This is a genomic window from Streptomyces sp. bgisy159 (assembly GCF_965341775.1).
In the GTDB taxonomy this organism is placed as follows: domain Bacteria; phylum Actinomycetota; class Actinomycetes; order Streptomycetales; family Streptomycetaceae; genus Streptomyces.
The window spans coordinates 1-9,844 of the sequence record NZ_CBDQZH010000081.1; the positions used below are offsets into that span (position 1 = coordinate 1).

Here is a 9,844-nt window from a genome sequence, read left to right on the forward strand (position 1 = left end):
AGCGGCTGGGGGCGCCCGCGTACGGGGGCCGTGGCGGCCGGGGCCGCGACGGCCGGGGCCCTGACAGCCGGGCGCCCCCTGCCGCCCGTGCTCAGCCGGTGGTCCCCGAGAGCGCCCCGTGGAGGAAGACCTCCACCAGCTCCCGTGGGGTCAGGTCGGGCTCGTCCTCCGTGCGCGGCTGGGTGAAGAGCAGCCCGAAGAAGAGGGCCGCGATCTGCTCCGGAGGCCGGCGCAGGGCCGCCCTGTCCGGCTCCAGCAGCTCCGCGAGGGCGGTGCGGAGGCGGGTCGTCGACTCATGGCGGCCCGCCCCGCGGACCGTGCCGGGGTGCTTGCCGCCGCGATGCCCGAGCGAGCCCACGACCGCGCCCATCCTGGACAGATGCGCCTGCAGCGCCTCGGCCGCCTCCGTGAGCCGGTCGGGCAGCGGCTGGGACACGTCGATCGCGTCGAGCTCGCGGATCGCGTGGTCGGGGGAGAGTGCCTCGGCCACGCAGGCCTGCACCAGTTCGTCCTTGTCGGAGAAGACCCGGAAGATCGTGCCCTCGCCGATGCCGGCGGCGCGGGCGATCTTCGCGGTGGTCACCGCGGAGCCGTACTCCGCGATCAGCGGGATCGCGGTCTGGATGATCATCTTGCGTCGCTGCTCCGGCGACATTCCCGGAGCGCGGCGGCGGGTCGGCTGGTTCTCGGGAGAGTTGGTCATGAGCACAAGGCTACGGAGTGAGTACTCACTCCGTCAATGGGGTAGGGGAGTCGGCATGGCGGCCGCCGCTCCGGCCCCGGCGACGAGGGGGGAACGGTTGTCCGTGCGAACTCTGGTTCAGGTGGTGGGAGGGGCGCCGTTCGACCGGATGTACTGGGCGACGTCACGCAGCTTGACGTTGTGGTGCTGGGACAAGCGGCGGAGCGCACCGAACGCGTCGTCCTCGCTGAGGTGATGGCGTTCCATGAGGATGCCCATGGCCTCGCCGATGGCGTGCCGCGTCTCCATCGCGTGCTGGAGCTGGTCGATGGTGCGGGCGCTGGACAGCGCCACCGCGGCATGCGAGGCCAGCAGCCAGCCGGCCGTCTCGATCTCCTGGGTGAAGGCTCCGGGGCGGCGGGCGTAGAGGTTGAGCGCCCCGAAGTCCTCCCGCTCTGTGTACAGCAGGATGCCGGTCATGCTGCCGATGCCGAGCGCGCGGGCCGCCTGGGCGTAGCGCGGCCAGGTGGTCTGCGGCTGGGTCATGTCAGCGATGCGGAAGGTGCGCTCGCCGCCGTTCTGCCGGGCGAGATCGAAGCAGGGGCCCTCGCCCAGCTCGCCCTGGGCCCGGTCGGACTCCTCGACGTTCTTCCCGCTGGCGGCCAGCGTCATCGCCCGGCCCTTGCGCACCGCCAGGACACCGGCCGCGTCGCAGCCGGCCACCAGCTTCACGGCGGACGCCACGATGTTGTCCAGCGTCGCCTGGACCGATTCGCCGGCCAGCAGCTCACGCGCGAGAACGGCCATCTGCTCGGCGTACTCCCGCCAGTCCATCGCCCACCCGCCTCCCCAGCCCCGTGACCGTCGCCCGATGTCCTCACCCTATCCCCGCCGACAACTCCACGCCCGGCCCGCCGGAAAGCGCCCCCCGCGGGGCGCCGCGGAGGACCCACGCCGGGCCGGGGCGGCGGGGCGGCGGGGCGGTCCGGGCGGGTGCCGCCGCCCGCCGCCGGCGACGCCCCGCCCGCACCAGTGAGCCTCGCGGCCGGGACCACTCATGGATCTCCACCGCGTCCCCCTCGCCTCACCGGCGCGGCCACGGCCGTCGTGCCGACTGCATCCGTGCCGCCCGGTGTCGGTGTGCCGGCAGTAGGACAGAGCACTCGCCCGGCGCAGCCGTTTCGCGCCCTCGCGCTGCCGGCCCGGCCCGGCCTGCCGTTCGCGCCGCCCGAACGCCCCGCGGACAGCGAGATCGCCGACGTGGGACGTGGGACGTGGGACGTGCGTGGCACGCCTGCGGCCGAAGGGGACGTGTCAGGCCGGGCAGGTGATCTACCGGCGCTCAGACGTACTCGCAGTCGATCGTGGGATCCGAGGGGCTGTCGACCGGGGCGCCGGGCACCGGGTGGTTGTTGGAACCGCCGCTCGCGTAGACCGCGGATATCCAGCCCAGGGTCCTGCCCGGCGTGATGATCTGCACCCAGTAGGTGTTGGTGTAGCGGCCGTCGGTGACGCGCCCGCGCTCGCCGGCGTCCCACTGGCAGTACGCCTTGACCCGTACGCGCGTCAGCCGTTCGGTGGTGGCGAGGTCGCACGTCGTGCTCTGGCAGGTGCGTACGCGCACGTCGCTCGCCCACACGTAGACCGAACCGCTCGGCGGGTGGGCGGCCGCCGGCTGGGCGACCACGAGGAGGATCGAGGCGACGGCCAGGAAGATCCCGGCGAGGGGGCGCAGCACTCCGAAGGCCGAGCGGCGTCGGAATGCGCCCGGGTACCGGCTGCCGTCCGCGTGCGCGGGCGTCTTCGTCATGGTGGAGTCCTCTCCCGGCGGGTGATGTGCGGGCGGGCGGGTGCCGCGCCCTCGTCCGGGGGACGGGAGACGGGAGACGGTCGTATGAGCGGGTCTCAGGAGTCCGTCGGGGCGGGTGGGTCCAGCGGTTCCCGGGCCTCGCGGCTGCCGAACTCGACGAAGACGCGCTGTGCTTCCCGTGCCAGCCGATGCCCCGTCGCGGCCGATCCCCCGGCGAACTCGGCGCGGGCGAGGTCGCGCAGGGTGCGGGCCCGCCACAAGGGCAGTGCCAGTTTCTCCCACAGGCCGAGGGCCTCGCGCAGGGGCTCCACCGCTCCGTTCCCGTCACGCACGGCGAGATGCCACTCGCCGATCGTCCGCAGGACGAGCGCCTCACCGAACAGGTCCTGGCGTTCCCGGGTGATCTCCAGACACCGGTCGAGGCGCTGCCGGGCCTCGGCCGTCCGGCCCTGCCGGAACTCCACCTTGGCCAGGGACTGGCTCGCGTACATGATGCCGAAGGTGTCGTCGGTCTCCTGGAAGAGGGCGAGGGACCGGCGCAGCAGCGCCTCCGCGCCCGGCAGGTCCCCGCGCGCCCGGTGGCACAGGCCCAGAGCGCGCACCGCGAGCGCTTCGCCGTGGCGGTCCCCGGCGCCGACGTACAGGTCGCGGGCGTCCGAGAGGGCGTCCCACGCGTCCTCGTGGCGGCCCACGTCGCGGTGCACGCATCCGATGCCGTACAGCGCGTGCGCCCGGGGGACGTCGTCCTCCGGCTCCCGGTAGTGCTGGAGCGCGGCCGTCAGCAGGGTCAGCGCCTCGGTGAAGCGGGCCTGCTCGCGGCGGGCGGTGCCCATGCCGGCGAGCGCCTCGGCCCGTCCGCGCCGCACGTCCCGCTCCTCGAACAGCCGGAGCGCCGAGGCGAAGAAGGCGTGGGCATCGTCGAACCGGTCCTGTTCCAGCCGCAGATGGCCCAGACCGTTCAGCAGCCAGGCCTCGCCCTCCAGGTCCCCGCCCCGGCGGACCGCCGTCAGGGCCACCTCGTGGGAACGGGACCAGGCGTCGAACCGGTTGTAGAGCGCGGCGGACGCGGCCATCAGGGCGGCGGCGAGTTCCCGCGCGGCGGAGAACATGCCGAGTTCGGCGCAGTGGGTGACGGCGGCGAGCAGGCACCGGTACTCGGCCGCGAACCACGCGGCCGGCTCCTGCGCGCCCGGCTCCCGCGCCGCCGGCTCCCGCGCCGCCAGCTCCCGCGCCGCCGGCTCGCGCGCCGCCGGGTCCGGTGCCTCGTCCGGCGCGGGGGAGGACGCATCGGCGGGGGCGGGGGCGGGGGCGGGAGCGGAGTCCGGGGGCGGCCGGTCCGCGTCCCCTCCGGCACGGTCGGCAGTGACCCGCAGAAGCCGCGCCGCGCCGCCCGGACCGCGGGCCGCCGCGGCGCGCGCCATGTCGAGCCAGCGGTCGACCAGCCGCCGTACCGCCGTCTCGAGCTCGTGCCGGTTCTCGTCGGCCAGACAGCGCTCCCGGGCGTGTTCGCGTGCCAGGTCGTGGATGCGGTAGCGGGTGCGGCCGGTCTCGTCGGTGCGGACGACCTCCACGAAGTGGCAGTCCACGAGGCGTTCCACCGCGTCCTCCGCCTCGCTCCCGGTCACGTCGAGGAGTGGCCCGGCCACCCAGGCGGCGAAGTCGGGCAGATCCATCAGGGCCAGCCGGCGCAGGGCGCGCTGCTCCTGCGGGTCGAGGTCGGCGTACCCGAGTCCGAGGCTCGCGCGCACCTCCAGATCGCCCGCCTGGAGCTCGTCCAGGCGGCGCCGTTCGTCCCGGAGCCGGGCCGCCAGCCGGGCCGGCGTCCAGTGCGGGCGGGCGGCCAGCCGGGCGCCGGCCACCCGGACGGCGAGCGGCAGCCGGCCGCACAGCGCGACGATCTCGGCAGCCCGGTCCGCTTCGAGGCGGGGGCGGGCCGAGCCGGCGACGCGGGCCAGCAGTTCCAGCGCCTCGGACTGCGGGGGCACCCCCAGGTCGAGGTGGACGGCGCCTTCCAGGGCGACGAGCCGACGGCGGCAGGTGATCAGTACGGCCGAGCCGCCCCCGGGCGGGAGCAGGGGGCGCAGCAGCGCCTCGCTGACAGCGTTGTCCAGCACGAGCAGTATCCGGCGGCGGGCGATGTGCGTGCGGTACAGGCCGAGGAGGTCCTCCTCGTCGCGGGCCGGGGACTCGGGGTCGACGCCGAGCGCGCGCAGCAGCCGGGCCAGGGCGTCCGCGGTCCGCACCGGCTCGGAGTCCGAGGCACGCAGGTCCAGGAACAGCTGTCCGTCGGGGAAGAGGGCGGCGGTGCGGTGGCCCACATGGACGGCCAGCGCCGTCTTGCCGGTGCCGGACCGGCCGGAGAGCACGGCGACGGGCGGTGCGGTGCGCCGTGGGTCGCCGGCTTGCTCCAGCAGGGCGGTCGCCCAGCCGATCTGTTCGGCGCGGCCGATGAAGTCCGCGACGTCGGGCGGGAGCTGGGAGGGGATGAGGGGGCGGGGGCCGTCGGCGGGCGGCAGCCGCGGGCCGGGGAGCGGCCCGGCCGCGGTCTTCCCGGCGGGCGTCGGCGCCGCTGACCGGGGGCTCGCGCCGCTCGCGGCGGACCCGGTCGTACTCCCGGCGGTCGCCGGCTCGCGGCGCTCCGGCGCCCCCAGGACCGACGTGTCCGCCCGGAGCAGGGCCCGGTGCAGCGACTGGAGTTCCGGCCCCGGATCGACGCCCAGCTCGGTACGGAGCAGACGGCGGCCCTCGTCGTAGCAGCGCAGCGCGTCGGCCGCGCGCCCGGCCCGGAACAGGGCCGTCATCAGCTGGCCGCGCGGGTGTTCGCGGAGTGGGTGGGCGGCGACGTGCGCGACGAGTTCGGCGACGAGGTCCGTACGGCGGGCGAGACCCAGTTCGGCGGCGAAGCGGAGTTCCTGCGCCTCCAGGCGCAGTTCGGTCAGCCGCATGGCCTCGACCCGGGCGAAGCTCTGGTGGAGGCCTTCGAGGGCGTCCTGGCCGCGCCACAGGCGCAACGCCCTCTCCAGCATCTCGACGGCTTCCTCGGCCCGGCCGTCGCGGGCCGCTTCCCGGCCGGCGGTGAACGCCTCCTCGAAGCGCCGGGCGTCCACGGCGGAGGCGGGGAACTCGGCGACGTAGCCCGGAGGACGGGTGAGGATGACGTCGCCGCCGGCGAGGCCGGCCAGCGCGCGGCGCAGTCCGGAGACGTGGGTGGCGACGAGGGCGCGGGCGGTGGCGGGCGGGTCGTCCTCCCAGATCAGGTCGACGAGGCTCGCGGCCGACAGGACATCGCCGAGACGCACCACGAGGGCGGCGAGTATCGCTGTCGGTTTCGCACCGTTCAGCGGAATCCGCCGGCCCTCGCTCCACGCTTCGACCGGGCCCAGAAGGCGAATGTCCACCGCGTCCCCCGATGTGGCGTTCCCGCAAGTCGGGGACAACATACCGGCATCCGCGGGCAGGCACGCCGGAGTGCGCGCCGCCCTTTTTCACGCGGCGGCACGGTGGCATCGACAATGGCTGGATGTCACTGGGTTTCCGGTGAGAATTCCCTCCATTTCGTGGCGGAGACTGTCCGACTTCCGCCGGGGGGACGCGGCCGGGCGTGTCCCCGTATGAGTGAACCCGCTCTCGGTGGAGAACTGCCCGCGCCGCGCAGCCGTCCGTCCCCCGGGCGGCCGTCCCCCGGGCCGCCGTGCCACCCGTTTCCGAGCAGGGCTGCAGAAGGGACCGCGGAATCTGCTGCAAAGGCGCTGCAGAGGATCTGCAGCGTTCCTGCAGAGCCGGCCGCCACGCTGTTCGTGTGACGGACATCATCCTGCTCTCGGACCACCGTGTGGCCGGCACGCCGGTCGCCGACGACGGCGAACCCCTGTCAGACGCAAGGGAGTTGCCCGCGCTGCGGGTCGACAGGCGCAAGGCCGACGCGGACGGCTCCTACGCACACGTACGGGCCGACGTCCTGCGCCGGCTCCTGGTGGCGCAGGACGCCCTGCCTGCCGGCGTCCACCTGCTCATGGTGGAGGGGTTCCGGCCGCCCGAACTCCAGCGGCGCTACTTCGACGAGTACGCGGCCACGCTGCGCGCCGCGCACCCGGACACCGGCCCGGACCGGATCCGCGAGCTGGCCAGCGCGTACATCTCGCCGCCGGAGGTGGCACCGCACGTCAGCGGCGGAGCGGTGGACCTGACGCTGTGCACGGGGGACGGAACGGAACTCGCCCTCGGCACCGAGGTCAACGCCACCCCGGAGAAGAGCGGGGGCCGGTGCCGCACCGCGGCGCCCGGTCTCGACGCCGAGGCCCGGGCCAACCGGGCGGTCCTGGCACGGGCGATGACCGCCGCGGGGTTCGTCAACTACCCCACCGAGTGGTGGCACTGGTCGTACGGGGACCGCTACTGGGCGCTGCTGACCGCGGCGCCGGCGGCCAGGTACGGCCCCGCGCACCCTCCGCGCCACAGCGCGGCGAAGGACGCGGACCCGACCGCAGTCTGAGATCCAGCCCAACCGGGGGAACACCATGGAGAGCACCTGCGCAGCGACCCTGACCAAGTCGCCCGCGACCACCGAACGCCCGTTCACCGAGCCCGCATTCGCCGAGCGCACACCCACCAAGCGCACCTCGACCGATCCCGTCCGCGCCGAGTCCGCCCGCGCGGAGCCCGCGCCCGCCGAGCCCGTCCGCGCCGAGTCCGCCCGCGCGGAGCCCGCGCCCGCCGATCCCGTCCGCGCCGATCCCGTGCCCGGCGACCACATGACCGCCGCCGAGTTCGACGCGGCGTTCACCGCCGTGATGCCGAGGCTGCGCCGCCGACTGCTGGCCCTCACCGGCAATCCGCACGACGCCGACGACCTCGTGCAGGAGACCTACCTCAGGCTGTCCCGCCGGGCACGCGCCCACACCCTGGCACGGCAGCAGCAGCCGTACGCCTACGCCTGCGCGGCGGCGCTGAACCTGTTGCGCGACTTGTGGCGGCACCCCTCCCGTCAGGAACGCTGCACCGACCGGCTGCCCGAGGCGAGCTGGGACGGCGGCTTCGCGCGCCGGGAGGCCGAGGCGGTGACGACCGCGCTGCTGCGCGGGTTGTCCGCCAAGGAGGCGGCCGCCGTGATCCTCGTCGACCTCGAGGACCTGACCCACGACATGGCGGGAGAGCGGCTCGGCGCCCACCGCGGCACCGTACAGCGCAACCGGCTGCGCGGACTGGCGAAGATCCGCGCCGCTCTCGACGCATACGAACCGGCCCGCGCTCCCGTCTCCTCCGTGAAGACCGACGGCCCCGCGCGGCCCGGTCCCACACCTTGAGGACCGACCGCCCGGAGCAGTCCCGCCGACCGCCCGGCCCCGTCCGGCCCCGTCCGGCCGACGGCCCGGCGCGGACGGCCGGTCCGTCCGTCCGCATCCGCCCACCGACTCACCCGCACAGCGCACGAACCACCCAGGGGGAACCCCATGCGTCGCACGCACCGCACCGTGGCAGCCGCCGGAGGACTGCTGCTCGCCACCACGTTGACCTGCACCGGTACGGCGATGGCCGGAACCGTGACACCGGCCGCCGTGAAGACCGCGGCGGCCGCCGACTGCCGCGCTCTGGCGAGCGCGCCCGCCGAGGCGCGGGCGATCGTCGACGCCGCCTGCTCGCAGATCGGCGTGCCCTACTCGTGGGGCGGCGGCTCGATCCACGGGCCGACCTACGGCCAGGACTACCCCGGCGGCGGCCCCGGCGCCCACGACAGCCAGGTCAAGGGCTTCGACTGCTCGCACCTGGTGCAGTACGCCGCCTGGCAGGGAGCGCGTATCGCCCTGCCCGAGGGGTCCTGGAACCAGGCACGCTACAGCGGGGCCACCGCCCGGTTCGCCCGGGGCCAGGGCCTCGGCCCGCTGCAGCCGGGTGACCTGCTGCTGTGGGCGACCCACCCGGGCGACCTGGGCAGCGTCCACCACATCGCCGTCTACCTCGGCGGCGGCAAGATGGTCGAGGCCCGCGAGTCCGGGACGCGGGTCATGGTCAGTGACGTGCGGCTCAACGCCGAGTACGCGGGCGCCCTGCGCATCACGGGCGGCGAGGAGCCGCCGGCCGGCACCAAGCGCTTCATGACCTGGGGCACCGGCGTGGGCCTGCGCCCGGACCCCAACAGGGGCAAACCGCCCGTGTCCCGGCTGCCCGGGCCCACGGCGGTGGACGTCCAGTGCCAGGCGCACGGCGAACCGGTCGACGCCGAGGGCTACCACAACGACGCCTGGTCCTACCTGCCGAAGTACCGGGCGTGGATCTCGAACATCTACATCGACGACGCGGCGGCCTGGCTGCCCGGCGTACCCGCCTGCTGACCCCCGGGCGTCGGCTCGTGGGCCCGGGGCACCGCCCGGCCGGGCCGGCCCGCCCGCTCTCCCGCGGCGGGAGACGCTCGTCTCTCCCGCCGCGCGGACGCTCGCACAGAAGACACGGAGGAGATCTCGTCATGCGTGTGCTCAACCGCACCAGGTCCGCCGGCGTACTCGTCGCCGCGGTGGCCGCTACCGCGCTGGTCCCGCTCACCGCCGGCGCGGCCGGCGCGGCCCCGCCCGCCCGGCCCGCCGACTACGCCGGGTCGTGCCCCGCCGCAGGCACCGTCACCCAGTGGTACCACTCCGGTCACGACGGCGTCGACATCGCCAACAACCGCGGTACGCCGATCTACTCGACCGGCCCCGGCACGGTCATCGCGTCCGGGCCCGCCGGCGGCTACGGACAGTGGATCCGCATCCGGCACGACGACGGCACGGTCACCGAGTACGGCCACATGTACGAGCGCCTGGTCTCCGTGAACCAGCGGGTGGGCAGCGGCCAGTTGATCGCGCGCATGGGGTCCGAGGGCGACTCCACCGGCAACCACCTCCACTTCGAGGCGCACAGTTCGACGTCCAGCACCCGCGGCATGGACCCGGTGCCCTACCTCGCCGCGCGCGGCGTGAGCCTGCCGTGCACGCCGGGCGGCGGCGGAACGCCGGGAACCAACTTCACCACCTGGGGCACCGGCGTCCGGGTCCGGGCCGACGCACGGCTCAACGCGGCGGTGGTGCGCACCCTGAGCGGCCCCACCCCCGTCTACGTCGAGTGCCAGAAGCACGGCGACCGGGTCGACGCGGAGGGCTACAGCAACGACGCCTGGGCGTACATCCCCAGGCTCGGCGGCTACGTCAGCAACATCTACATCGACCACCCCGCCGCCTGGCTGCCGGGGGTACGGGAGTGCTGACCGGGGTCCGCCGCGCGCACTGCGCGTAGGCCCGCGCGTCCCCGTCCGCGGAGAGGGCACCGGGCCGGCTCCGCCGGCCCGCCGGCCGTGGAGCGGGGGAAAGACAAGAGGAGAC

The 9,844-nt window shown here is 75.0% G+C and carries 8 protein-coding genes; 4 read left to right on the forward strand and 4 right to left on the reverse strand.

The window, feature by feature from the left end; translation table 11 throughout:
• Positions 1-91: 91 nt before the first annotated feature.
• The 4 genes from ACSLTV_RS35345 to ACSLTV_RS35360 form a co-directional block, all read right to left on the reverse strand.
• Positions 92-703: a TetR/AcrR family transcriptional regulator gene (locus ACSLTV_RS35345; protein WP_432139505.1), complete on the reverse strand. Its 612-nt coding sequence runs from the start codon at positions 701-703 to the stop codon at positions 92-94.
• Between the two features lie 117 nt (positions 704-820).
• On the reverse strand, positions 821-1,516 hold the full coding sequence (locus ACSLTV_RS35350; RefSeq protein WP_432139504.1) for a GAF and ANTAR domain-containing protein: 696 nt from the start codon (positions 1,514-1,516) through the stop codon (positions 821-823).
• A 508-nt stretch (positions 1,517-2,024) separates the two neighbouring features.
• Positions 2,025-2,492 (reverse strand): hypothetical protein, encoded by a 468-nt coding sequence (locus tag ACSLTV_RS35355; RefSeq protein ID WP_432139503.1) that lies wholly within the window; start codon positions 2,490-2,492, stop codon positions 2,025-2,027.
• A 95-nt stretch (positions 2,493-2,587) separates the two neighbouring features.
• Positions 2,588-5,890, reverse strand: a complete 3,303-nt coding sequence (locus tag ACSLTV_RS35360; RefSeq protein WP_435613664.1) for an AfsR/SARP family transcriptional regulator — start codon at positions 5,888-5,890, stop codon at positions 2,588-2,590.
• A gap of 401 nt (positions 5,891-6,291) precedes the next feature.
• Here ACSLTV_RS35360 and ACSLTV_RS35365 point away from each other — a divergent pair, with 401 nt between their 5' ends.
• From ACSLTV_RS35365 to ACSLTV_RS35380, 4 genes are all read left to right on the forward strand, one after another.
• Complete coding sequence (locus ACSLTV_RS35365) at positions 6,292-6,984, forward strand: M15 family metallopeptidase (protein WP_435613665.1); 693 nt, start codon at positions 6,292-6,294, stop codon at positions 6,982-6,984.
• Positions 6,985-7,009: 25 nt separating this feature from the next.
• Positions 7,010-7,795: a sigma-70 family RNA polymerase sigma factor gene (locus ACSLTV_RS35370; RefSeq protein WP_435613666.1), complete on the forward strand. Its 786-nt coding sequence runs from the start codon at positions 7,010-7,012 to the stop codon at positions 7,793-7,795.
• 147 nt (positions 7,796-7,942) lie between these two features.
• Positions 7,943-8,821, forward strand: coding sequence for a C40 family peptidase (locus tag ACSLTV_RS35375; RefSeq protein WP_435613667.1), 879 nt, complete (start codon positions 7,943-7,945; stop codon positions 8,819-8,821).
• Between the two features lie 131 nt (positions 8,822-8,952).
• Positions 8,953-9,729 carry a M23 family metallopeptidase gene (locus ACSLTV_RS35380; protein WP_432139498.1) on the forward strand — a complete coding sequence of 259 codons (777 nt, stop codon included), beginning with the start codon at positions 8,953-8,955 and terminating at the stop codon, positions 9,727-9,729.
• Positions 9,730-9,844 lie beyond the last annotated feature (115 nt).

What these genes read in the sequence shown, in the direction of transcription:
- ACSLTV_RS35345 (WP_432139505.1), bottom strand. Translation starts at nt 703, where the DNA reads ATGACCAACTCTCCCGAGAACCAGCCGACCCGCCGCCGCGCTCCGGGA.
- ACSLTV_RS35350 (WP_432139504.1), bottom strand. Translation starts at nt 1,516, where the DNA reads ATGGACTGGCGGGAGTACGCCGAGCAGATGGCCGTTCTCGCGCGTGAG.
- ACSLTV_RS35355 (WP_432139503.1), bottom strand. Translation starts at nt 2,492, where the DNA reads ATGACGAAGACGCCCGCGCACGCGGACGGCAGCCGGTACCCGGGCGCA.
- ACSLTV_RS35370 (WP_435613666.1), top strand. Translation starts at nt 7,010, where the DNA reads ATGGAGAGCACCTGCGCAGCGACCCTGACCAAGTCGCCCGCGACCACC.
- ACSLTV_RS35375 (WP_435613667.1), top strand. Translation starts at nt 7,943, where the DNA reads ATGCGTCGCACGCACCGCACCGTGGCAGCCGCCGGAGGACTGCTGCTC.
- ACSLTV_RS35380 (WP_432139498.1), top strand. Translation starts at nt 8,953, where the DNA reads ATGCGTGTGCTCAACCGCACCAGGTCCGCCGGCGTACTCGTCGCCGCG.